Here is a 25,599-nt window from a genome sequence, read left to right as displayed (position 1 = left end):
CCAACATGCAAGATATTCATGCACATCGAATTTTAATATTAGATTTTGGCTCACAGTATACGCAGCTGATCGCACGCCGTATTCGTGAAATTGGCGTGTACTGTGAATTATGGGCGTGGGATGTTGATGCCGAAGACATCAAAAACTTCAATCCCAACGGTATTATCTTATCGGGTGGTCCTGAGTCGGTTACAGAACAAGACTCGCCACGAGCGCCAGACTATGTTTTTGAAGCCGGTGTACCGGTGTTTGGCGTTTGCTACGGCATGCAAACCATGGCCGCACAACTCGGTGGTAAGGTGCAAGGTTCACTAGAGCGTGAATTTGGCTATGCTCGTGTCGAGCGCACCGCTCCTTGTTCGTTATTTCATCATATTGAAGATAGTGTCCATGACAATGGTAATCCAGAAATTGACGTATGGATGAGCCATGGCGACAAGGTCATTGAATTACCACCTGGTTTTCAAACCGTGGCGCAGACGGCAACCTGCCCAATTGCAGCGATGGCAGACGAAGATCGTGATTACTATGGTGTGCAGTTCCACCCAGAAGTCACCCATACCCGCCAGGGTATGCGCATGCTGGAACACTTTGTGGTAGAGATTTGTGAATGCGAAACGAATTGGACAGCGGCTCACATTATCGACGATGCGGTGGCACGAATTCGTGAGCAAGTCGGCAGTGGTAAAGTCGTATTAGGGCTTTCTGGTGGGGTCGACAGCTCGGTCACCGCAATGTTATTGCATCGTGCCATAGGTGAGCAGCTTACCTGCGTGTTTGTCGATAATGGCTTATTGCGTTGGCAGGAAGCCGAACAGGTAATGGAGATGTTTGGCGACCATTATGGTCTCAACATTGTGCACGTAGACGCTGAAGATCGCTTTTTGGATGCCTTAGCAGGTGAGCACGACCCTGAAGCGAAACGTAAGATCATTGGGCGTGTTTTTATTGAGATTTTTGACGAGCAAGCGACCAGTATTCGCGACGTTTCTTATTTAGCGCAAGGCACTATTTACCCTGATGTGATTGAGTCTGCTGGCTCGAAAACCGGGAAAGCTCACGTTATTAAATCACACCATAATGTCGGTGGATTACCAGAAGAAATGAAATTGGATCTGGTTGAGCCGCTACGCGAACTATTCAAAGATGAAGTGCGCAAAATTGGCTTAGAGCTAGGCTTACCGTACGACATGCTCTACCGTCATCCATTCCCAGGGCCAGGCTTAGGTGTTCGGGTGTTGGCCGAGGTGAAAAAAGAATATTGCGAGCTCTTGCGTCGTGCCGACCATATTTTTATTACGGAACTACGTAAAGCCGGCTTATATCATGAAGTGAGCCAAGCATTTGCAGTGTTCTTGCCGGTTCGCTCGGTAGGTGTCATGGGCGATGCCCGTAAATATGACTGGGTGATTGCGATTCGAGCGGTGGAAACTATTGACTTTATGACCGCGCGTTGGGCACATTTACCTTATGAGCTACTCGAAACGGTCTCGAACCGAATTATTAATGAAATCGATGGCATTTCTCGTGTTGTCTACGATATTTCAGGCAAACCTCCCGCCACTATCGAGTGGGAGTAGCTGACGTGGCGCGTTGGCTTAGCTTGTTAGCCTTGGTGCTACTTGCTGGCTGCGCGCCGCAACCGCAGCCTGATCACCTAACTGAAATTCAACAACGCGGTGTGCTGCGTGTGGGTACCTTATTAGGCCCAACCACCTACTATCACGAATTTGAAAGTGAAGGTGGGCTGGAATATGCGCTAGCAGCAACCTTTGCCGAACAGCTCGATGTTGAGCTTGAAATTGTTTCCAGATACAACGTCAATGATTTATTTCGTCTCATCGACACCGGCCAAGTTGACCTTGTGGCCGCAGGTTTAGACCGCACCCCCCGACGGGATCGTAATTATCGCTTCGGCCCCCCTTATCAAGAAGTTGCCCAGCGCCTAGTTTATCGGCAAGGGTCTCGCGATCGACCGCGCGATTGGAGCCAAGTAGAAGACGAAGTTGTGGTGGTCGCGGGAAGTAGCCATCACGATTGGCTGCAACGCAATAGCAAGAGCTTTCCACAGCTCAAGTGGCGGGCGACCAACGAACATGATGCTGCAGAGCTGCTGCGTGCGGTGATTGATGGTGAGATCGCGTTCACCATCGCCGATAGCAATATTCTAGATATGCAGCGTCGTTACTTTCCCAATATTAGTATCGCCTTCACCGTGCGCGACAATCTAGATGTAAGCTGGATGCTCGATGCCGAACGTGATGCGTCACTTTACGCCGAAGTCATTCAGTTCTTCGGAACTTTAAGGCAATCAGGCGAACTTGAGCGTTTAATTGACCAACACTTTGGTCATGTCTCACAGTTTAACTATGTCGATACCAGCTTTTTTATTGATGCTGTGCAAACCACCTTACCAAAATACCGTGACTTTTTTGTCGAGCATTCAGGCCGTTTAGACTGGCGCTTGTTGGCGGCTATTTCTTATCAAGAGAGTCATTGGGATCCGCGGGCAGTGTCGGCCACCGGTGTGCGCGGCCTGATGATGCTCACGCTACCCACTGCCGAGGCGATGGGCGTAACGAGTCGGCTAAACCCTGAAGAAAGCATTCGCGGCGGCGCCCGCTACTTTGAACGAATGCTCGATACCATACCGGCTCGTATACCCGAACCCGACCGCACGTGGTTTGCCTTAGCTGCTTACAATATAGGCTACGGGCATTTGGAAGATGCGCGTGTGCTCACTGAACGTCAGGGCGGTGACCCTGATCGCTGGATTGATGTAAGAAAACGACTACCTTTATTAAGGCAAAAGAAATATTACCGACAAACGCGTTACGGTTTTGCGCGTGGTGATGAACCTGTGCGATATGTAGGAAACATACGTCGCTACTACGACACCTTAGTTTGGCTGGATGAACGAGGACGAATTCCTGCCCAACCGCTAGAAATTTCGCTGCCGTTAGGTAGCGGAGACGAGGTAGATTAATGCGCACAAGAAAACGACTAGTGCCTCACGCCCGCCGTAGGGCGTGGAATCGCAAGCAACGTCACCTGATGAACGAACGCCGCCAGAAATGGTTTCGGCTCTGTGAAAAAGAAGATTGACGTGCTTTGTGTGCGGTAGTTAAGAAGACAAAAAAAGACTATAATACGCGGCTTCAAAAGTCGGTGAAAACCATCCACTGCCAACCTGGAGAATGATCTGTGGAGATAGTACGCGGCGCCCCAGCCCTATCTGAATTTCGGACTGAAAAACTTATGCAGCGGTTACGTCAAGCGGACGTTCCGGTGCGAGCTCTCTATGCCGAGTATATGCATTTCGTGGATGCGACAGCAGCACTGTCGAATGACGAACAGCAGGTCTTACACAAACTACTTACCTATGGTCCGGCGTTAGCGCAACATTTGCCTGAAGGGCGGTTGCTGGCAGTGGTGCCACGCGCGGGCACTATTTCGCCTTGGTCGTCGAAAGCCACGGATATTGCACATAACTGCGGACTAGAGAAGGTTCGCCGGTTAGAACGTGGCGTTGCGTATTACCTTGATGGTGAGCTTGATAACCAGCAAGTGCAGAATGCTCAAGCTATTTTGCATGACCGTATGACCGAAATGGTGATCGAAGACTTGCAGCATGCTGAACGTTTATTTGCGACCGCAGAGCCGGCACCACTGAGCTCGGTTGATATTTTAGCGGGCGGCCGTGAAGCATTAAAGAGCGCCAATATCGAGATGGGCTTAGCGCTTGCAGATGATGAAATCGACTATTTATTTGAAAGCTTTAGTCATTTAGGCCGTAACCCGAACGACATCGAACTCTATATGTTTGCACAAGCAAACTCAGAGCACTGTCGTCATAAAATATTTAACGCGGACTGGACCATTGACGGCAAAGAACAGCTGAAGTCGCTGTTTAAAATGATTAAAAACACCTTCGAAGTGACACCAGAACACGTATTGTCGGCGTACAAAGATAACGCTGCGGTGATGGTCGGTTCCGAAGCTGGACGTTTTTATCCTTATCCTGCAGGAACGCAGGCGGCAGGGGAGTATAGCTACTTCCACGAGCCGGTACATATTTTAATGAAAGTTGAAACGCATAATCACCCGACTGCGATTTCTCCTTTCCCCGGTGCCGCAACAGGTTCTGGCGGTGAGATCCGTGATGAAGGCGCTACCGGTCGAGGCTCGAAACCTAAAGCGGGTTTAGTTGGTTTTAGCGTTTCAAACTTAAGGATCCCTGGCTTTGAACAGCCATGGGAAGAAGATTTCGGCAAACCTGACCGTATTGTAACAGCGCTTGAAATTATGCTGGAAGGGCCGCTCGGTGGCGCGGCGTTTAACAATGAGTTCGGGCGCCCTGCGTTAACGGGGTACTTCCGTACCTATGAAGAACAAGTTGATAGCCATAACGGCATCGAAGTGCGTGGTTACCACAAGCCGATTATGATTGCCGGTGGCATGGGTAACATCCGCGAAAACCATGTCGAAAAAGGCGAGATTCCGGTCGGTGCAAAACTTGTGGTGTTAGGTGGCCCGGCGATGAATATCGGCTTAGGCGGTGGTGCTGCGTCTTCGATGGCCTCAGGCACCTCAAGCGAAGATTTAGACTTTGCCTCGGTGCAGCGTGATAACCCAGAAATGGAGCGCCGCTGCCAGGAAGTTATCGATCGGTGCTGGCAGCTTGGCGAGAAAAACCCTATTGCTTTTATTCATGACGTAGGTGCGGGTGGTCTTTCCAACGCTATGCCTGAATTGGTGAGCGATGGTGGTCGTGGCGGCAAGTTCGAGTTACGTAAGATACCAAATGATGAGCCGGGCATGTCCCCCCTAGCTATCTGGTGTAACGAGTCTCAAGAACGCTATGTGATGGCCATCGCCACTGAACACATGCAAGTATTTACGGATATTTGCGAACGTGAACGAGCGCCATTTGCGGTGATCGGTGAGGCCACTGAAGAAGAGCATTTGAGCTTAACTGATAGTCATTTTGAGTCGACCCCAATCGACTTGCCGTTGAATGTACTCCTTGGCAAAGTGCCTAAAATGCATCGCGACGTGGCGAGTCAACAGGCGACGGGTAAAGCCTTAAATACCTCAGGTATCGACTTGGCTGAAGCGGCAGAACGGTTATTGCGTTTGCCAGCCATTGCCGAGAAGACCTTCCTGATCACTATTGGCGACCGCAGTGTGACCGGCTTGGTGGCGCGCGACCAAATGGTGGGACCATGGCAGATCCCCGTTGCTGATGTGGCGGTGACGGCAGCAAGTTATGACACCTACGCGGGCGAAGCCATGGCGATGGGTGAGCGTACGCCATTAGCGCTGTTAAATTATGGTGCGTCGGCTCGAATAGCGGTAGGTGAAGCACTTACCAATATAGCAGCGGCCGATATTGGCGACTTGAAGCATATTAAACTTTCGGCAAACTGGATGGCCGCTGCAGGCCACCCGGGCGAAGATGCTGGCCTTTACGAAGCGGTTAAAGCGGTGGGGGAAGAGCTTTGCCCTGCACTGGGAATCACCATACCGGTCGGTAAAGACTCAATGTCGATGAAAACCCAATGGCAGCAAAATGGTGAAGACAAAGCGGTTACAGCGCCGTTGAGCTTGGTTATTACAGCATTTGGTCGAGTACAAGATGTCCGCCGTACGGTGACGCCGCAATTACGTACCGATAAAGGCCCAAGCCAGTTGCTATTAGTGGACCTGGGGCATGGTCAGACACGCCTTGGTGGTTCCGCCTTGGCGCAGGTTTATCGCCAGCTAGGTGATGCGACCCCGGATGTTGACGATGCGAAGGCCTTAAAGGCGTTTTTTGAGGTGACGCAACGACTGGTCCGCGACAAAAAATTACTGGCGTACCATGACCGCTCGGACGGTGGTTTGTTTGTGACTGTCGCAGAAATGGCTTTTGCTGGTCATTGTGGCGCACGAGTGGCGCTTGATAAGGTTCACGCGGACGACTTGGTTGCGCTCTTTAGTGAAGAGCTGGGTGCGGTACTGCAAGTACACAACGACAAAGTTGATGAGGTAGTGGCGGCCTACAGTGATGCCGGTTTAGCTGAGGCGGTTAAAGTTCTTGGCGACGTTACTGCTGCAGATGAGCTGATCTTTACACGCGCAGGAACGGATGTCTTAACAGGTGCGCGTAGCCATTATCGCAAGGTATGGGCGGAAACAACCCACCAAATGCAGCGTTTGCGAGATAACCCTGCGTGTGCCGATGAAGAGTTTGCGGCGAAGCAACGTAGTGATGATACTGGACTGTTTGCGGACCTTAGCTTCGATACCAGTGAAGATATTGCTGCCCCTTATATTAATACGGGCCGTGATCCGGTGGTTGCGGTACTACGAGAACAAGGGGTTAACTCACACGTTGAAATGGCCGCGGCGTTCGATCGTGCCGGTTTTGCCGCCATTGATGTGCATATGAGTGATATTCTCGCGGGTCGAGTCAGCTTAGACGACTTCCACGGTTTAGTGGCTTGCGGCGGCTTCTCGTACGGCGACGTACTTGGCGCCGGCGAAGGGTGGGCGAAGTCAGTGCTGTTTAACAACCGTGCGCGCGACCAATTTGCAGCGTTCTTTGAGCGTGAAAAAACCTTTGCGCTTGGGGTCTGTAATGGCTGCCAAATGCTTTCTAATTTACGTGAGCTTATTCCAGGCGCAGAAGCTTGGCCGCACTTCGTAACCAACCGTTCAGAACGTTTTGAGGCTCGCGTAAGCATGGTCGAAGTACAGGAAAGTCCATCGTTGTTCTTTGCCGGTATGCAAGGCTCGAAAATGCCTATCGCTGTGTCGCATGGTGAAGGTCGTGCCGAATTTAAAGGTAACAACTTGGCCACGGTTAAAGAGCAAGGACTGGTCGCACTTCGCTACGTTAATAACAAGGGCGGTATTGCCACCGACTACCCAGCGAACCCTAACGGTTCACCTGAAGGTATCACCGGTTTGACTACGGCTGATGGCCGCGTATCTATTATGATGCCTCACCCAGAGCGAGTGTTTAGAACCGTCGCAAATAGTTGGCACCCAGACGAGTGGGGTGAAGATAGCCCATGGATGCGGATGTTCCGAAATGCGCGAGTTTACCTCGGCTAACCGGTAACAGCAGATAGGCCAACAGCAAAAAGAAAACCCTCGCTAAGGCGAGGGTTTTTTATTTCACTAAGCGGGTAAAGAGCTACGACTTAGAAGTCGTAGCTGATACCAACGCGGATGCTCCATAGAGATGGGCTACCTACTCGCGACTGTACATTTTCAGGTGCACGGAACGAGTTGTACTGGTAAGCGCCATCGGCAGAGCCATCGTCGATGTACTCAACGTTGCCGATATTAACCATGCGTGGGAAGCTGCGCTCATAGAGCACGCCCCAGTCATCGTTAATGAGGTTGCTTAGGTTATCAATAACAAAGAACGCACTGGCTTTATGGCCATCGACGAAACCGGCAAACTCTTGCTCAACACGGAAGTCGACTTTTTGCCACCAGTCGCTGTTGAACTCGTTGCGCGGCGAGATACCACCAGCGTGTTCTGCTAAACCTGTTTCTTCTAGGTAATCGAAGAACCCTGCGGTATCAAAGCCTGGGCCAGCCACAAAGTTTTCATCGTCGGCACCCGTTGGGATATAGAACAACTGGCGGCCGCCAGTGATGTCGCCCGATGGGCCTGACATGACGAAACTATAAGGCCGACCTTTGTTAGCTTGACCGAACAAACTAAAGGTTGTTTCGTAACCATCAAAGAACTCAGTGCGATACTGGGCATTGAATGTGAAACGGTGCGGTATCTCATAGTTTGAGGTTGCTACGCCTGGATTTTGGAAGTCAGAGACCGCCACGCTAGTGTAGTTTGAGTAGGCCACCGAGCTAGTCATCGGGTTAACATCTTCAGACTTGGTGTAGGCGTAACCTAAGGTCCAGTTCAAGCCCCATTCGTGTTGCTTGGTTAAGGCCAGTGACACACTCGTGCTCTTACCTGAATCACCGTCAACGTTGGTCAGCATAAAGGCATCAACTGGGCCACCAAGGTAGCTAGGTGGAAGGCTAGGATAGATTGGACGACCGTCAGGACCTACTGCTTCTGGGCCGTAGCCGCCTGCTGGGGTGCGACGTAAATCACTAATAATTGCCGCATCATTTTTCTTCGAATGCAGAACATCAGCCATTACTACGTAGCCGTTATCAAAGGTGTAAGTCGCACCTAAGGCGTATTTCCATTCGTTTGGTAGTTCGAAGTCTGGGTCTAACACGTTAATCGGACCGCCACCGTTGGCTGCTGCAACCTCGTCAACCATATCCTGCGGGATATCGTATAGTGGACGACCTGAGCCATCATGTGGAATGTCGAATAACGACTCGCCATTGCTGTTACGCCAGTACACTTCGTACAACTTGGTACCGTTGTTCGAGTAGTTGTTCGACAGCCATACGTTCGGGTTACCACCTGAGTACAAGCCAATACCACCGCGAACTTCGAGGTTGTCATCAACCACCCAGTTCATACCTAAGCGTGGCTGTAATAAGCCTTCACCATCAACGGTGGCATCATTACCAAAACCATAGGTGCTGGCGAAATCAGCGTTATAGGCTGGCGCATCATCTGTGGTGTACCAGTCATAACGTAAGCCGAACGTCAGGGTCAGGTCATAGTTAATGAAGTAGTATTCGTCTTGCGCATACGCGGTATTGATGGTGTAAGCAAACTCACCTGCGCCGTCGATTGGGTTGTTTGTGCCGGCGGCATTTTCATACGTAATGGCATAGGGTACCGCGTTTTCGAAGTCATCAATCGAGCGGAAAATAAACTCGCCTTGAGTTTCTTGCACGAATAGGTTGTAGACATCGTAAGTTTCACTTTCGATACCAAACGACAAGGTATGGTCGTCCAGCAAGTAGGTACCAGCTAGTTTAAAGAACGTGGTGTCGTATTTGAGTTTATTCGAGTGGCGAGAGTCGTCTGCACCCAAGTAAACCGTAGGAACATCGGCATTCCCTGACGGACCTAATTCAAGTTGAATTTCGCCGACTTCAGTGCCGCCTAAGGGCAGTACGCGAGCGTCAAGCTCTGAGTAGCCGACCCGTAACTCGGTCGAGAAGTTGTAGGTCCAGTCTGAGTAAAGTTGTGCGACATAAGAGGTGAACTCTGAACCACGCTCATAGTAGTGATTAGAGAATTCAAGCTCAGTGGCATCACCGTCAGACTGTGCAATTGAGTAGCCATCGTTGTAGTTGTAGGTAAACGATGCACGATGTGAATCATTGATGTACCAATCAAGTTTGGCGAGGAACTTTTCATCTTCAACGGGGAGACTCGCTGGGAAGCCACCTGGCTCAAAACCGTAAACGTCGCGCGCAATGGCAGCGATTCGCTCAACATCCGCCTGGCTGACACCTTCAATGATGGTGGCAGCATTGGTACCTTCAGGGCCACGGTCAAAGGTATTTGCGCCTTCAAGTTTTTCATAGGCCGCAAACCAGAACAGTTTGTCTTCGACAATAGCGCCACCGGCGTTGAAACCGTAGCGCTTCTCGCTGAAATCGCCGATGTTGATGTTATCGCCTTCGAGCGTGTCGCCTTGCATTGAGTCATTGGTGTAATCAAAGAACACACTACCGAAGACTTCGTTTTCACCTGACTTCGTGACTGCGTTGATATTACATGCGGTAAAACCACCATACTGCACATCAAACGGCGCCAGTTCTACAGCAACCTGTTCGATCGCGTCGTAAGAGAAAGGCATACGCTCGGTAGGATAACCACTCGAGTTCAGACCAAAGTTATCGTTGGTACGAACACCATCAACGGTTAAGCTATTGAAGCGTGGGTTGGCACCGGCACATTGAATGCCGCGCGAGAAGCTTTCATCAATGTACATGCGCGGATCGATGCGCACTACGTCTTTAATATCACGGTTGACCGATGGCGCATCTTCTAGGTCACGCAAGCCAAAGGTTGCACTTGGGCTGTTCGAACCTGAGGTCATGTTCAATACCCGGCCGCTTACCTGAATACGCTCGACTGACTGTTGTTCAACAGCAATATTCACGCTTTCCGTTTCGCCCAACGTAAGGAAGACGTTTTCGCGGCGCTCAACGTTACCCATGTTGTCGGTCACGGTTAAGGTGTAAGGACCACCTACCGCGAGCCCTCGTGCTGAGAATAAGCCATTTTCATTCGCTGTTAGGGTGCGAGACGCGCCCGTACGCTCATCGGTAAGTACAATAGAGGCGTTGCTGAGCGCTTCACCGGTTTGCTCACTAATAATGACACCGCGAACGCTCGAAGAGGTTTCTTGCGCTGTTGCTGTGGCAGACAGACCTATCGCTAGGGCGACTGCCGCGGCAATTCGACTGGGTTTATTATTCAACATGATGTTGTTTCCTGGGTTGTGGTTTGAACAAATTGATTTATAGACAGCGAAAAGCTTAATTGTTTTGCATTACAACTTGATGAAATAGTAGTCAAGAAATAACTATTTGGCATCATTCTTTACCTTTTTAGCCAGCGCAGCTTGTTTACGGCGCTGCCGGAAAAAACCTTGCAGCAGGGCGGCAGATTCGTTTTCTAACACCCCACCGATCACCTGCACTTTGTGGTTCATAGAGCTATGGTTCAGAACATTTATCGCGGATCCCGTGGCGCCAGTGCGCGGATCACTAGCAGCAAAAACCAATGTCTGAATGCGAGCATGAGTAATTAACCCAGCACACATGGCACAGGGCTCAAGAGAAACATAAAGCGTGGTATTTACTAGGCGGTAATTGTTGAGGTGGTTTCCGGCGGCACGAATGGCCTGAGCTTCGGCATGAGCAGAGGGGTCGTTTAGGTGAATGACCTGATTAAAACCCTCGCCAATAATTTGATTATCATGGACCACGACCGCACCGACAGGCACTTCGCCGAATTGTTCAGCTTGTCGTGCAAGTTCAAGTGTGCGCTGCATAAAGCGTTGGTGATCCATTCGCTATCTCGTTGGAAAGCAATGGCGCGCATTGTAAAAAAAAGCCCCCGCAAATGCGAGGGCTTTTTGTACATTTTTGCACATTAATTATGCAAACAGGGTTTGCTTAGAAACGATAACGGATACCGATCTTCGCTTGCCATGTTGAACGCTCAGGTAAGTAGCGCGTTGGTGCTTGGGTAACAACATCAAAGGCACGGTTGTTATAAGGCACGCCATAGACGTACTGGCCGTCGTCGTTGATGTATGCACTAACCAATTCGCGTACGTTATCACCATATGGCAACACGTGCTTCTGGCCTGCTTCTTTATCGAAGATAGCGATCAGGTTACGAACGTTGATATAAAGCTCACCTTTATGGCCTTCAGCAAACCCAGGTAATTCTTGGGTATATTTGAAGTCTAGGTTCGTTGTCCAAGGACCACGCTCGGTGTTACGTGGTAAGTAACCACCTTCGTAGCCACCAAGACCAGCACGTTCGATATACTCCATGAACTGTTCATAGCTGAAGTTATCTTCATAGGCAACGGCCGCGTCGTTTGGTCCGGTTGGGATATACGGCAGGTAAACTGACGATTGACCCAAAGTACCAAACGGCTGGTTACCAAAGCTTACGTCGCCATAGCTGTCATAGACGTAACCCCAAGGACGACCAGAGTAACGTTCCCAGAACAGGCCAAAGGTTGACGTGTAACCGTTAAAGATTTCGGTCTTGTAGGTTAGGTCAGCCATGAAGCGATGCTCAACCTGGTACGATGCTGTGCCAGGGGTGACATTTTGACGGTCAATTGCAACAGGGAAGCGGTAGTTCGAGATAGCAGTGCTTGAGCTACCGGCAACCGCTTCTTCGATGTCTTGGTTGGTGTAGCTAGCACGCATGCTAAAGCCGTTGTCCCATGCTTTACCTAAGGTAGTGGTGAAGATTTGACTCTTACCGCCGTCACCGTTGGTTAACAATAGGTCATAACGTTGTACGTTACCGTGATCACCCACACCTTGTGGCTCGTGATCGTCAAGCGGGTCATCAACAACGTAGATAATACGGCCACCATCGACAGTGGTACGTGGTTCACCGTTTTGGTCTAACAATGGTACGCGTGAAAGGTCTTTCCACTGCACATCGTCTTTACGACGGGTGTAGATGTATTCGACGCTTGCAAACCAGTCATCGCCTAAGGCAGGAATGCTAAAGCTGTTGAAATCAACACCTAAGCTGCCACGCCAGTCTGATGGTAAGTCGAAATCAGGGTCGATAGCGTTGACATAACCGTCGGCAATTAGGCCATCTTGTACCGCTTGTGGTACTTCAGTTGGGTCAACGTTGTCCATGAATACTGACCATGGAACATCAGACAAGTAACGGTCGAACTGTGAGAAAGTGGTACCGTTGTTGGTGTATGAATTAGAAACCCAAACATTAGGTCGGCCACCTGCATAACGACCAAATCCACCGCGAACACGAACATCGTCCGTTAATTGATACTTGAAACCTACGCGTGGTAAGAACAAATCTTTACCGTTGAGGTTTTCAGTATTTGCGAAGCCGTAGCGAGCCGCAAACTTTTCGTTGTAGGCTGGCTTGTCTTCAGCATGCATACGCTCGTAACGCAGACCAAACATAAGCTCTAGGTCCCACGTTGGCTGCCAAGTGTCTTGAATGTATAGCGCTTGCGTACCTTGCGTAAAGTTAGCCGCGGCATCGTTGATGTCGCCAGTTAAGCTACCTGCATAGTAGAAGCTACCAGCTTCACGGTTCTCAAAGTCTTCGATGCTATCGAATTCCCACGAACCTAATGCGTTTTGCACAAACAGGTTATAGATGTCAGTTTCTGAGAACGCATAGCCGAAGCCAATTGCGTGGTCGCCTAACAGGTATTCACCGTTTAATTGCAGTTCTAAAGTTGAGTTCTCACCTTCGTTCGCGTGACGAGAGTAATCTGGGCCAAACTCAATAGCGTTTCGGCCACCCACTTCAACGGTAACCATACCTAAGGTGCGGCCCGCTAGTGGATCTTGGATAGACTCAACATCTTTGTAAGAAAGCTTAATGTCACTCGAGAAGTTCGAGCTCCAGTTAGAGTAAACTTGAACGGCATATGCGTCTAAGATCTGTTCATTGTTGTACCAGCTTGATGACAAGGTAAGCGTACCGTCGCCGCCGTACTGGTTACGAATAGAGTTACCGTCGGTGCGTTGATAGGTAAAGGCAGCACGATGTTCATTGCTGACGTTCCAGTCAAGCTTCACCAATAGTTTGTTGTCTTCTTCTTCGGCAGGAATATTCCAGCCACCCAATTGCTGATCAGTTAAGCCATAAACGTCACGTGCGATGGTAAGAACTTGGTTGAGTTCTTCGCTGGTGATGTTAGCAATGTTGGCCGCATCAGAACCAATAGGACCGCGATACGGTGCATTGGTTTCGTCTTGGGTTTCGTAGTTTACGTAGAAGAACAACTTGTCTTTGATGATTGGACCACCAAGGCTCAAGCCTAAGGTTTTCTCTTCGTAATCGACGTTAGGTGGTAAAGCGTCTTCATCATACTTTGATGCTTCTGCATCGCCAGCAAGCGAGTCACTGGTGTATTGATAGAATACTGAGCCGCTTAATTCGTTGGTACCAGACTTAGTTACAGCGTTAACTTTAGCGCCGGTAAAGTTGGTATCTTTTGCGTTAAAAGGCGCAACATCAACGGTGATTTGCTCAATCGCGTCGATAGAAATTGGCGAGCCTTGGGTTGGGTAACCGTTGCTGTTCAAGCCAAAATCATCGTTCTGCGCAATACCGTCAACGGTGATTGAGTTGTAACGAGGGTTGTTACCTGCAACAACAAGTTGGTCACCGTCGCCGAGTTGGGTCGCTAACGGGTTTAGGCGAACAATTTCTTTCAAGTCGCGGCTGTAAGTAGGTAACGACTGAATTTGCTCTTCACCGAACGAGCTGCTTGAGCCGTTGTTCAGTTGAGCATAGTTGATCGCTTGGCCGGTTACGGTAATACGTTCAACATCATTCGCTTCCAATTGGGCATTTAACCGGAAGGTTTCACCAAGTTTCAGGAATACTTCTGAATACTGGGCATCTTGGTAAACATCAGAGTCAAACGTAATGCGGTATGGACCGCCAACTCGAAGACCGCTTGCAATAAAGGTACCAGAACTGTCAGTTGTGACTTCAGTGGTTGAACCTGAAGGCATGTGCTTAATCACAACTGTGGTATTGGCAGCGCCATTACCTTGTGGACCTAAAATTTCGCCTCGCAAAGATGCCGAGGTATCTTGTGCTATTGCAGTTGTCGAGGCTAAGCCTAGAGCAATTGCGATAGCACTTGCGGTGCGGGAAAATCGCAGAGATGTTGTCATCTTTCTAAATTTCCTGGGTTGTGGTTTAAAAAAAACTTGTAGGCAATACCGCTTAATGTTGCGCTCGATAATTGAAACAGGTGTTTGTAACACTTAACTGTGTCAAAATTGTGTCAGCATTTTACGCAAAATAGATTAGAATTGCACCGATTTTCTGGAACCAATAAGGTAAGAAATTGTCACAGCGCACTTGTTAAAAGGATGAACAATTTGATGAAGCCAGTCATGCTCGGAGTTGTAGCTCTATTCGCAAGTTTATTAAGTGGATGTGATATGCCGAAAAAACAACAAAATCCAACAACACTGCGTGTTGCGACTTTTAATGTGAGTATGGATGCTTCGAATTACTTGCCCGCCGATAAGTGGGCGAGTGAAGGGGCATGGGCACTGCCGAGGGCGTTGAAAAACGGTCACTCGCAAATTAAAGCAATTGCCGAAATCATTCAGCACACTCGTCCTGATATTCTCATTCTAAATGAATTCGATTATTTGCCCGACGCAGATGCGTTGGCGCAGTTTCAAAAAGACTTTCTTGGTGTGAGCCAAAACGGCGAAGCGCCAATTGAGTACTCCTACCGTTACTGGGGGCCAGTCAACACTGGCCGGCCAAGCCCTTTCGATTTAGACCGTGATGGCAAGGCAACAGGCACCGCAGGCGACGCGTGGGGCTACGGTAATTACCCCGGCCAGTATGGTATGGCGATACTGTCACGTTATCCGCTGAAACAAGACCAAGCGCGCAGTTTTCAGCTGTTCCGTTGGCGCGACCTTCCCGGCGCTTTGCAACCGCTGGTGCCAAATTCACACGAGCCCTGGTACAGCCCTGCCGCTTGGGCCGAAATGCCGTTAAGTTCCAAGTCACACTGGGATATTGTTGCACAAGTGAACGGATTTGATCTGCACTTGTTGGTAAGCCATCCGACGCCGCCAGTTTTTGACGGTGAAGAGAACCGCAATGGGCGCCGAAACTTTGATGAAATTCGGTTCTGGAAAGACTATATAGGCAAAGCGTCAACCGATTTTATTTATGACGATAAAGGCCGCCGTGGAGGGCTGGGGGAAGCGCAACGTTTTGTCATTGCGGGCGACTTAAATGCCTCAATTGAGAGTACGGACAATATGCCGGGCGCTATCGAGCAATTGCTAGACGACCCGTTAATCCAAGGCGACTTTATTCCCACCAGCGTCGGCGGCGCCGAACATACACCAAATAACCCTTTAGCTGCGGAGCATACCGCAAGCTGGCGCAAACGTGCTGACTATGTACTGCCATCGGTATTTGGCATCAAGATCATCGACGGAGGGGTATTCTGGCCCGTGCAGGGCGAAGAAAAGTCAGCTTTGGTGCAAAGCCGCGGAAGTTCATCGGATCATCGCCTCGTATGGCTTGACTTGCAGTTATACTAATTTTCATAAAACTGCCTTAAAGTCATAAAAGTGTCATATAAAAGCGTAATAATCGGTACTGCTTGAAAACGACTAGGTGAAAGCGAAATGGCTAAAAAGATACTTATTGTTGAAGATGAAGCACCGATTCGAGACATGTTACGACTGATTGTGGAGCAACACGGCTATCAGGTAATAGAAGCGGAAGATTACCCTCAGGCGGTCTCGGCAATTGTTGAACCTTTTCCCGAACTTATTCTTTTAGACTGGATGTTGCCAGGCGGTTCAGGAATTCAACTCGCCAAAAAGCTTAAAAGTGACGAATTTACACGTGGTATTCCTATCATATTACTAACCGCTCGGAGCGAAGAGGAAGATAAAGTTCGAGGCCTGGAAGTGGGCGCTGACGACTATATAACAAAGCCTTTTTCACCGAAAGAATTGATGGCGCGAGTGCGCGCGGTATTGCGTCGAGTCGCCCCTACAGCACTGGACGACGTAATTGAAGTGAAAGGCTTACGACTTGACCCGGTCGCTCGTCGCGTAACGGTAAATAACCAATCGTTAAGTATTGGCCCGACCGAATTTAAGCTACTGCATTTCTTTATGAGTCACCCAGAGCGCGTCTACAGTCGCCAACAATTGTTAGACCAAGTATGGGGCACCAATGTCTATGTTGAAGATCGCACAGTGGATGTACATATTCGGCGCTTACGTAAAGTGATTCATGGCTTTGGCCATGATGAATTAATACAAACCGTGCGTGGTGTCGGCTATCGTTTTTCTTCACGCTAAACTCGAAGGTTAGCAGCAAATGAGTCCTGGCTATTCAATTAAGTCCGTTTTAAACGTTGTACTTTGGTACCTCGGTGCATGGGCATTGTTGGGATGGCTGTTGGACTTATTTTGGCCAACTGTGACCGTTGGTTTGTCGCTATTGCTTGCTTGGCACTATTATTTTCAGTTTAAGCTACTGGATTGGCTCTGGCATCGTCGAACCTTACTACCTCCGCGAGCTCGGGGAAGCTGGAGCTTCATTTATGATGGAATCTACCGAACTCAACGAAAAGCTCAACAACGGCGGCGTAATTTAGCGCAACTTCTACGACGGTTTCGTGATGCAGCTGAGGCGATCCCCGATGCCGCTATTGTCTTCCGTCGTGGTGGTGAGCTGGTGTGGTGTAATAAGCTAGGGCAACTCCTGTTTGGTCTTAAATGGCCGGCAGATTCAGGAATTCGATTAGCTAACTTGATCCGTCACCCAGAGTTTAATCGCTATCTAAAAAAAGGCGACTTTAGCCACGAATTTTATTTACCGTCACCGGCGCGTGAAGAAATTGAGTTAGAGGTTCGTATCATGCCCTACAGTGCCGACCAATATTTACTGATCGCTCGTGATATCACCCAAATTCGAAAGCTGGAAAAGATGCGTAAAGACTTTGTCGCAAATGTTTCCCATGAGCTCCGAACGCCTCTAACCGTTATTCAGGGATATCTAGAAATACTTGCGAGCGATCCCGAAAATATTGCCGGCGGGTTACAGGAAAAAGCGGTCAAAGAAATGTCCAGTCAAAGTGACCGTATGCGAAACCTGGTTGAGCAGCTTCTGTCGCTCTCGCGCATTGAATCGCAACGAATCGATATCTTTGAAAAAGTGGTGGATGTACCCGAGTTGTTACATCGATTGCAAAACGATGCCGAACAATTGAATAGTGAAAAAAGGCATAACATCACCTTTGAGATTGCCCCGCAGAAAATGTACGGCCATGAAAATGAGTTACGTAGTGCTTTTTCTAATTTACTCTCCAACGCGATTCATTACACACCAGCCGGTGGCCGCATAAAGGTAAGCTGGCGCGCAGTCGGGCAGCAGATGGAGTTTAGTGTGAGCGATAATGGACCAGGTATTGCCGCCGATCATTTGCCGCGACTGACCGAAAGGTTCTACCGCGTGGATCGAGATCGCAACAGCCGCAAAGGTGGATCTGGATTGGGCTTAGCCATTGTAAAGCATGCGCTAGAGCGTCATCACTGCAAACTATCGATTCGTTCTGAAGTCGATAGCGGCTCTACCTTTAGCGTGCGAGTTCCAGATAACCTTATTGTTCAAGATCAACACTAAACTCGCATCGAAAAACATCTACTTTTCATTGAACTTGTCATGAAGTTGTCACATTGACTCTCTAGTATCATCACTGTCATTTGAACAAAAGCTGCAAAGCAGCATTATTGCTAACTGGAGTCACTATGAAAGTTAAATCAGTTCTTCTCGCGTTAGGTTTGGCTGGTGTCGTTGTTACTTCTGCCCATGCTCAAAAAACAACCGACAACCTTCCAGAGTATGAAAAAGAAAGTGGTTTATCAGGCAATTTGTCGTCGGTAGGCTCAGATACTTTGGCGAATATGATGACGTTTTGGGCCGAGGAGTTTAAGCGTCTTTACCCGAACGTAAACATGCAAATTCAAGCGGCGGGTTCATCGACTGCTCCGCCAGCACTAACAGAAGGCACTTCGAACTTTGGGCCGATGAGCCGCACGATGAAGTCCAAAGAAATCGAGTCATTCGAACAACGTCATGGCTACAAACCAACCCCAGTACGTGTTGCTATTGATGCGTTGGCGGTATTTGTACACAAAGACAACCCGATCAAGGGTATGACCATTGCAGAAGTTGATGCGGTGTTCAGCTCAACCCGTTTGTGTGGAGCTAACAGTCAGGTACAGCGCTGGGGTGACCTTGGTTTAGCAGGCAGCTGGAGCGGTCGAGATTTGCAGCTGTATGGACGTAATTCAGTTTCTGGTACCTACGGTTACTTTAAAGACATCGCATTATGCGACGGTGACTTCCGCGCTAATGTCAATGAGCAGCCTGGTTCTGCGTCAGTAGTGCAGTCGGTATCAACCTCGCTCAATGGCATCGGTTATTCTGGTATTGGTTACATGACGTCAGGTGTTAAAACGGTTCCTTTAGCGCTAGCTGAAGGTGAAGAATACGTAGACGCGACGACCGAGAGTGCTTTAGCTGGTAAGTACCCACTTGCGCGCTTCCTGGTAGTGTATGTGAACAAGCACCCGAATAAGCCACTCGATCCAGCCACAGCAGAATTCCTGAAAATGGTGCTGTCGAAAACCGGTCAGGAAATCGTCGACAAAGACGGCTACATTCCATTACCGAAAGCAGTGGTTGAGCAAGAACTAGAAAAACTAGGGCTGAACTAATACAACCGTGATTCGTTTTTCGTACGCTTCGCTGTTGGTGCGCTGCGCTGTTCGTTTAAAACTAGACGAACAGTGAGCGCAGCGAACGTACGAATAACGAGCAACGAAAAACGCTGTAACAATACTGTCATACTTCTTAGCTATACTCCTGCCAATCAAATTTTAACCTGCACACAGACTCGAGGTAATAATGGCGGCAACACAACCCGCATTGGGAGCCAGCAATTATCGACTCTTTAAAGACCGCGCAGCACGCTGGGGCGTAAGCCTAGGCGGCGTGATGGTGTTGGTCGCGTTATTGTTGATTTTCTTTTATTTGCTGTATGTTATCGAGCCCATTTTCCGTGGTGTCGAAGTCAATCACGAGCGCAGCTTTGCCAGCCCGGCGGGTGGTGAAGTGGTGGCGATGGGTGTCGAAGAACAATCGGAAATTGGCTACCAGTTTAATGCCAGTGGCGAACTCGTCTTTTTTGCTTTGCAAGCAAAGCAGGGAACGGACTGGGAGCCAGGCAAAACCTTGCTACGTGAACAGGTTACCGAGTCTCAGCCGACCGCGTTCGCGCAGACGCAACCGCAGAACAACCGCTACGCTTATGCTGTCGAGGGTGGTACGGTGCGGTTGGTCGAGCCAAAGTTCACAAGCAAGTTTCGTGACGGTGAGCTGTTTATCACGCCGCAAGTTGGCAAGGTGAATGGGGGGGAGTTGATTCAGGTTGACCCGCAGGGTGAAAACCTGACTCAGCTGGCTTACGAGTATGACGGCGAGTCGATGTTGTTTGCCGCGCAAACATCTGACAACCGGGTTATCGTGAACTCCATTCAGGCGTCACGAAACTTTCTTTCTGGCGCCGTTGAGTTGCAATCGAAGTTTACCGAATTACCTATTACCGGGAGTATCAGCCAACTGGTCGTTACGCCTGATTTACGCCAGGTATTGGTGCGCCAGAACAATCGTTTCTGGGTCTATGATGTTTCTCGCACGGGAACAGTGAAAGAACGTCAGCTGATCACTATGGATGCGCCTCGTTTCGGCGAAGTGACCAGTATGCAACTTCTTGCCGGTGCAAGCTCTGTGCTATTTGGCCATGCCAACGGCAAAGTCAGTCAGTGGTTTGAGGTTTCCGGTGATGACGGGCGTCGTTATCAGTTTATTCGGGATTTTCAAGCTGCTGAAACCGCGATAACCGATATTGTTGTCGAATACTATCGACGTACGTTCTATACCATTTCTGCTGCTGGTGAATTGGGCGTCTTTCATACCACTTCTGAAGCTGAACTCTATCGTGGCAAGGCCAATGAGGTTGCGGCTGACCGCGTTGTTATTGACCCGCGCGCAAATACCTTGTTGCTCATGAATGATAACCAGTTGCATGTCTTTGACCTCATCAACGAACACCCAGAGGTGACGTGGAGTGGTATATGGCAAGAAGTTTGGTACGAAGGCTATCCAGAACCCGATTATGTTTGGCAGTCGACCTCAGGTTCAGATGATTTTGAGCCTAAGTTCAGCTTAGTTCCTATTTCATTTGGCACCATCAAAGCGGCTGCATACGCGATGTTATTCGCGGTGCCTATTGGTCTGGCCGCAGCTGTTTATACCGCTTATTTTATGTCACCAAGCGTACGTAAAGTGGTCAAGCCAACGGTTGAAATCATGGAAGCCCTACCAACGGTGATTCTCGGTTTCCTGGCCGGGTTGTGGCTGGCGCCTATTGTTGAGCATTATCTACCCGGGATTATCGCAGTGATATTGCTGGTACCCCTGGCCATCGTGATGTTTGCGTTTCTCACAACGCAACTGCCGCAACGCCTTAAGAACAGCTTTACCGATGGTCGAGCTGCGCTCATCCTGCTGCCGCTCGTTGCCTTGGTTGGTTGGTTCTCGTTCCAGATGTCACCGGTTATCGAAGCCTGGCTGTTTGATGGTAATGTGCGCCGCTTTTTGACCAATGAACTTGGTATCACCTTTGATCAGCGCAACTCGCTAGTGGTGGGTATCGCGATGGGCTTTGCCGTGATTCCGACCATATTCTCGATTGCCGAAGACGCTGTGTTCAGTGTGCCGAAACATCTTTCTAATGGCTCGCTGGCGCTTGGTGCGACCACCTGGCAAACCCTGACCAAAGTGGTGCTGTTAACGGCAAGCCCGGGTATTTTCTCGGCGGTCATGATGGGCTTAGGTCGGGCCGTGGGTGAAACCATGATCGTACTGATGGCAACGGGTAATACGCCGATTATGGACTGGAATATATTTGAGGGAATGCGCACCTTGTCTGCGAATATCGCGGTAGAGATGCCTGAGTCAGAAGTGGGTAGTTCACACTATCGAATTCTATTCCTGGCCGCATTTGTACTCTTTGTTTTCACTTTCGCGTTTAATACGGTGGCCGAACTTGTGCGCCAACGTTTACGTGATAAATACAGCTCGATGTAAGCGAGACAATTTCCATGAAGCAATGGTTTAAGTCAGGAAAACCCTGGATTTGGCTAACAGCAGGTTCCGTAAGTATCAGTTTGATTGCTGTGCTCGGGCTGTTGATCTTGATCGGCTGGCGTGGTTTATCTTTCTTCTGGCCGGCACAAATCCACGAGATGGACATCCGTGCCAATGATGGTTCGATTTCGACCATTATTGGTGAAATCTACGAGACTGAAACGATTCCTATCGAACGCTTACGCGAGTCAGGTGTCGCTCTTGATGACTTCAACGAGCCCACGCTCGAGCGTTGGTTGATTAAGGTTGGTAATCGCGAGTATGTACCTTTGGACTTTTCCTGGGTACTGCAACCGCAGATTGTGCGTGATGAAACGCCTCCGGATCTAGCGGTATTTGAGCGCACTAAAGATGGCAACTTTTATGGTTACGTGGTTGGTGTTTTAGAAGACGGCGTTTCCGTAGCCAACCAGGATGATATTCGCGAGGTACTGCAACAGCGTATTGAGCGGACGGTAAAATTAAACGATCAGGCGAGTGATCTTCAGGACGGCGAGATAGGTGCCATTAACTATCAGCTGAACGAGCTGCGCTTAGAGCGCCGGGCACTTGAACTGGCAGGTAATTTAACGCCAGCAGAAGAGCAGCGGATTGCCGCCGCGGAAGAGCAGCTGCGCGCCGATTACCAGGTACTCGAAGAGCAACTGTTTGCCTTACGTGAGCAATCCAGCCGAGACCAGGTGCTGGTGCGCGATATGCGAGGCGAGACCGTAACCTTGCCGATGTACCGCATGTTAGCGGTGCATTTTCCAAATGACATGGGCTTCTTTGCTAAGCTTGGCCACTTCTTTGTGCAAATCGGTAAATTTGTTAGCGAAGATCCACGTGAAGCCAATACCGAAGGCGGGGTATTTCCGGCTATATTTGGTACGGTCTTCATGGTGCTCCTAATGTCCATTATCGTCACCCCGTTTGGCGTTATCGCGGCCATCTACTTACATGAGTACGCTGGCAAAAATGCGATTACCCGCTTGATTCGTATCGCCGTGATTAACCTGGCAGGGGTACCTTCCATTGTTTACGGGGTGTTTGGCTTAGGGTTCTTCGTTTACATGGTGGGCGGCTCGTTGGACCAAATCTTCTATCCAGAAGCCTTGCCAAGCCCAACCTTTGGTACGCCAGGCGTGATGTGGGCGGCGATTACCCTTGCTATCCTGACGTTGCCGGTGGTGATCGTATCCACTGAAGAGGGCCTGTCACGTATCCCAAGCACCTTGCGAGAAGGTAGTTTGGCCCTAGGGGCAACCAAAGCGGAAACCTTGTGGCGGATTATTATTCCGATGGCGTCGCCAGCGATCATGACAGGTCTTATTTTGGCCGTCGCCCGCGCGGCCGGTGAAGTTGCGCCATTGATGTTGGTGGGCGTGGTGAAGTCTGCGCCGATGTTACCGGTGGATGGTAACTTCCCGTACTTCCATTTGGACCGTAAATTTATGCACCTGGGTTTCCATATCTATGATGTTGGTTTCCAGAGTCCAAACGTTGAAGCTGCACGGCCACTGGTTTATGCAACATCATTTTTATTGGTTACGGTCATTATCGGTCTGAACTTGACCGCGATTGGTGTGCGTAACCATTTACGTGAAAAATATCGCTCACTTGAGCATTAATTAACGACGCAGAAGCGAAAGGTCTTACTATGATTTCGGTAACTCCGACAGACAATCAGGCAGAACGCCTCGATTTGGAAAATTTATCAGCGGAACAAACCGCTTTGGAAATTCGCAATCTGAATCTGCACTATGGCGATGCTCAGGCGCTTTACGATATTTCCATGGCGATCCCCAAAAATCGTGTCACCGCATTCATCGGTCCGTCCGGGTGTGGTAAATCGACATTACTTCGGTGCATCAACCGCATGAACGACTTGGTTGAGATCTGCAAAGTAAATGGCGAAATTCTTCTGCACGAGAAGAACATCTATGACAAAGACGTGGATGCTGCGGCGTTGCGCCGCAACGTGGGCATGGTATTTCAGCGTCCGAATCCGTTCCCGAAGTCGATTTATGAGAACGTGGTTTATGGCATGCGCCTGCAAGGGGTCAACGACCGTCGCACGCTGGATGAAGTGGTGGAGCGTTCACTAAAAGGCGCCGCCCTTTGGGAAGAGGTGAAAGATCGGCTGAATGCGAGTGCATTTAGTCTCTCTGGTGGTCAGCAACAGCGGCTAGTCATTGCCCGAGCTATTGCGATTGAGCCGGAAGTGCTACTGCTGGATGAGCCGACCTCGGCACTTGATCCAATTTCTACGCTCACCATTGAAGAGCTGATTACTGAGCTGAAAGAAAAGTACACCGTGGTGATTGTTACGCATAACATGCAACAAGCAGCGCGGGTTTCTGACCAAACCGCATTTATGTATATGGGCAAACTTATTGAGTATGCCGATACCAATACCTTATTTACGACCCCGAGTCAGAAGCAAACCGAAGATTACATTACCGGCCGTTACGGCTAACAGGAGTCAGGCATGGACAAGTTGAATATGAGCCGGCATATCTCCGGTAAGTTTAATGATGAACTTGATGCAGTGCGCACCCAAGTAATGAATATGGGCGGCTTGGTCGAGCAGCAGTTACGGGATGCGCTGGTTGCCATCGAAAAATCTGATCACGAGCTAGCAGAACAAGTTTTGCAGCGTGATTACAAAGTGAATGCGTTGGAAGTTCAAATCGATGAAGCCTGCGTACAGATTATTGCCAAGCGCCAACCGGCGGCGAGCGATCTGCGCTTAGTCATCGCAATTCTGAAAACCATTGCTGATTTGGAACGGATCGGCGATGAGGTTGAGCGGATTGCGCGCGTTGCGCTGGAAAGCTTTAACAACGATCAGCAAGAATTCTTAGTCAGCCTTGAAAACCTTGGTCAACAAGTGTTGGCGATGTTGCATGATGTGCTCGACGCGTTTGCACGCATGGACCTGGATAGCGCCTATGAAGTCCACCAGATGGATGCCCAGGCTGACCGTCAATACGAAGGTCTCACGCGTCAGTTGATGACCTACATGATGGAAGACCCGCGCGGAATTCCGAAGGTGATGAACGTACTTTGGTCCGCACGTTCACTTGAGCGTATCGGCGACCGCTGTCAAAACATCGCTGAGTACATTATCTTTTTCGTGAAAGGAAAAGACGTACGTCACGTGTCGCCAGAGTCAATGGCGCGTACCGTCGGTCGCTCCGCCCCCGACACAGAATAAGCCTGACTACTGACGGAATAAGCCGACCTTTGGGTTAATGCCGATCAGTTAAGAAATATTTTAGCGAACGGTTGACCGATCCTCCTAATGGATCAGAATCCGTAGTTAGTTAATTCTAGCTACGGTTTTTTTATGCAACTTACTACGGCATTAGCTCTAGCTAACGGATACGCACCAAACTCTCAGGATATTGGAAAGCTATCAGATATTCTCGCTCCAGACTTGATCGACGAAGCATTTCAATGCGTCGTGGGCACGATCAGAAAAAGACGTTTACCTTTAGATATGGTGCTCTGGAGCATCACAGTGAATGTGTTTCGGTACTCCTCGTTCACGGCAGAGTCGCGTTAATGTCGCGACCACATTTTCCGAGCGTAACCGAGCACCGCCATCGGCGGCTAAACATCCTCGCGTGTACGTATCAACAACGGTTAACATACGAAACTTGTTGCCCGTAGCAAGCTGGTCGACAATAAAGTCCAACGCCCAGGCCTCATTGGGATGTTTGCTTGAGATATAATCACGTTTTTGATGCGCCACTGACGTTACGTCGCGGGCGTTTTGGTCTTAGCTGAAGCCCCCTATAGACAGTACAAGCGATGAACGCGCGTCTTATTCACATGAATGCCCTCGCGTGTCAACATTACATGGCGCTCGTCAGGTCGTTATCATTCTCAGATTCATCGTCCAGATGGATCTTTTTATTCGGGACCATCAGGAAATATGATGCTATTTCAGGGGAAAGGGCAAGTCCATTCAACTTGACTATAGATTTAATAATCGAACGAATCCAAAAGAAAGATGTTTGATAGTTATAGATCTTGTTGACTATCAGGTTCAAATGTTATTGAATTGTGTCAAGGGATTTTGGCCGGGTAGCAGCTCGTCTGGGATAATTATCGAGCTGTTAGTTGGTTGCATTTTGTGAGTGCCTGACAGATCACATTGGAGTGTTAGGCATGCACAATCGTCATTTAGT

At 49.4% G+C, this 25,599-nt stretch carries 15 protein-coding genes and 1 pseudogene; 12 read left to right on the top strand and 4 right to left on the bottom strand.

What is annotated here, in order from left to right; genetic code table 11:
- Positions 1 to 5 precede the first annotated feature (5 nt).
- The 3 genes from guaA (at position 6) to purL (ending at position 7,101) form a co-directional block, all read left to right on the top strand.
- Positions 6 to 1,580: a glutamine-hydrolyzing GMP synthase gene (gene guaA, locus PSI9734_RS09635; protein ID WP_173920939.1), complete on the top strand. Its 1,575-nt coding sequence runs from the start codon at positions 6 to 8 to the stop codon at positions 1,578 to 1,580.
- A gap of 5 nt (positions 1,581 to 1,585) precedes the next feature.
- Positions 1,586 to 2,986 carry a membrane-bound lytic murein transglycosylase MltF gene (mltF, locus tag PSI9734_RS09630; protein WP_173920938.1) on the top strand — a complete coding sequence of 467 codons (1,401 nt, stop codon included), beginning with the start codon at positions 1,586 to 1,588 and terminating at the stop codon, positions 2,984 to 2,986.
- Positions 2,987 to 3,204: 218 nt separating this feature from the next.
- The gene (gene purL, locus PSI9734_RS09625; protein WP_173920937.1) at positions 3,205 to 7,101 is read left to right on the top strand and encodes a phosphoribosylformylglycinamidine synthase; all 3,897 of its coding nucleotides are present in this window, start codon (positions 3,205 to 3,207) and stop codon (positions 7,099 to 7,101) included.
- Between the two features lie 89 nt (positions 7,102 to 7,190).
- Here purL and PSI9734_RS09620 read toward each other — a convergent pair whose 3' ends face one another.
- The 3 genes from PSI9734_RS09620 to PSI9734_RS09610 all read right to left on the bottom strand — a co-directional run bounded on the left by PSI9734_RS09620 (position 7,191) and on the right by PSI9734_RS09610 (position 14,322).
- A complete protein-coding gene (locus PSI9734_RS09620; protein WP_173920936.1) occupies positions 7,191 to 10,373 on the bottom strand; it encodes a TonB-dependent receptor in 3,183 nt (1,060 codons plus the stop codon).
- A gap of 102 nt (positions 10,374 to 10,475) precedes the next feature.
- Positions 10,476 to 10,964 (bottom strand): tRNA adenosine(34) deaminase TadA, encoded by a 489-nt coding sequence (gene tadA, locus PSI9734_RS09615; protein ID WP_173920935.1) that lies wholly within the window; start codon positions 10,962 to 10,964, stop codon positions 10,476 to 10,478.
- A 106-nt stretch (positions 10,965 to 11,070) separates the two neighbouring features.
- Entirely contained in the window at positions 11,071 to 14,322 is a 3,252-nt protein-coding gene (locus tag PSI9734_RS09610; RefSeq protein WP_173920934.1) for a TonB-dependent receptor, read from the bottom strand.
- Positions 14,323 to 14,595: 273 nt separating this feature from the next.
- On the opposite strand from PSI9734_RS09610, the gene PSI9734_RS09605 reads away from it, so the two are divergent.
- From PSI9734_RS09605 to PSI9734_RS12150, 9 genes and pseudogenes are all read left to right on the top strand, one after another.
- Complete coding sequence (locus PSI9734_RS09605) at positions 14,596 to 15,729, top strand: endonuclease/exonuclease/phosphatase family protein (RefSeq protein ID WP_246194885.1); 1,134 nt, start codon at positions 14,596 to 14,598, stop codon at positions 15,727 to 15,729.
- Positions 15,730 to 15,816: 87 nt separating this feature from the next.
- Positions 15,817 to 16,503 (top strand): phosphate regulon transcriptional regulator PhoB, encoded by a 687-nt coding sequence (phoB, locus tag PSI9734_RS09600; protein WP_173920932.1) that lies wholly within the window; start codon positions 15,817 to 15,819, stop codon positions 16,501 to 16,503.
- A 19-nt stretch (positions 16,504 to 16,522) separates the two neighbouring features.
- Positions 16,523 to 17,830, top strand: a complete 1,308-nt coding sequence (gene phoR, locus PSI9734_RS09595) for a phosphate regulon sensor histidine kinase PhoR (RefSeq protein ID WP_173920931.1) — start codon at positions 16,523 to 16,525, stop codon at positions 17,828 to 17,830.
- Positions 17,831 to 17,955: 125 nt separating this feature from the next.
- The gene (locus PSI9734_RS09590; protein ID WP_173920930.1) at positions 17,956 to 18,927 is read left to right on the top strand and encodes a PstS family phosphate ABC transporter substrate-binding protein; all 972 of its coding nucleotides are present in this window, start codon (positions 17,956 to 17,958) and stop codon (positions 18,925 to 18,927) included.
- A gap of 190 nt (positions 18,928 to 19,117) precedes the next feature.
- Positions 19,118 to 21,361, top strand: a complete 2,244-nt coding sequence (locus PSI9734_RS09585; RefSeq protein WP_173920929.1) for an ABC transporter permease subunit — start codon at positions 19,118 to 19,120, stop codon at positions 21,359 to 21,361.
- 14 nt (positions 21,362 to 21,375) lie between these two features.
- Positions 21,376 to 23,031, top strand: a complete 1,656-nt coding sequence (gene pstA, locus PSI9734_RS09580) for a phosphate ABC transporter permease PstA (protein ID WP_173920928.1) — start codon at positions 21,376 to 21,378, stop codon at positions 23,029 to 23,031.
- A gap of 29 nt (positions 23,032 to 23,060) precedes the next feature.
- Positions 23,061 to 23,879 carry a phosphate ABC transporter ATP-binding protein PstB gene (pstB, locus tag PSI9734_RS09575; protein WP_173920927.1) on the top strand — a complete coding sequence of 273 codons (819 nt, stop codon included), beginning with the start codon at positions 23,061 to 23,063 and terminating at the stop codon, positions 23,877 to 23,879.
- A gap of 12 nt (positions 23,880 to 23,891) precedes the next feature.
- Complete coding sequence (gene phoU, locus PSI9734_RS09570) at positions 23,892 to 24,620, top strand: phosphate signaling complex protein PhoU (protein ID WP_173920926.1); 729 nt, start codon at positions 23,892 to 23,894, stop codon at positions 24,618 to 24,620.
- Positions 24,621 to 24,752: 132 nt separating this feature from the next.
- Positions 24,753 to 24,923, top strand: a pseudogene (locus tag PSI9734_RS12150) (transposase domain-containing protein); the annotation flags it as partial.
- Here PSI9734_RS12150 and PSI9734_RS09560 read toward each other — a convergent pair.
- Positions 24,900 to 25,160: a DDE-type integrase/transposase/recombinase gene (locus PSI9734_RS09560; RefSeq protein ID WP_173920924.1), complete on the bottom strand. Its 261-nt coding sequence runs from the start codon at positions 25,158 to 25,160 to the stop codon at positions 24,900 to 24,902. The pseudogene PSI9734_RS12150 and the gene PSI9734_RS09560 sit on opposite strands and share 24 nt — an antisense overlap.
- Positions 25,161 to 25,599: the final 439 nt, after the last annotated feature.

The sequence above is a fragment of the Pseudidiomarina piscicola genome (assembly GCF_902806985.1).
Lineage (GTDB): Bacteria > Pseudomonadota > Gammaproteobacteria > Enterobacterales > Alteromonadaceae > Pseudidiomarina > Pseudidiomarina piscicola.
The sequence above is the reverse complement of the archived record's forward strand: the minus strand, read 5'-3'. Positions and strand labels throughout refer to the sequence as shown.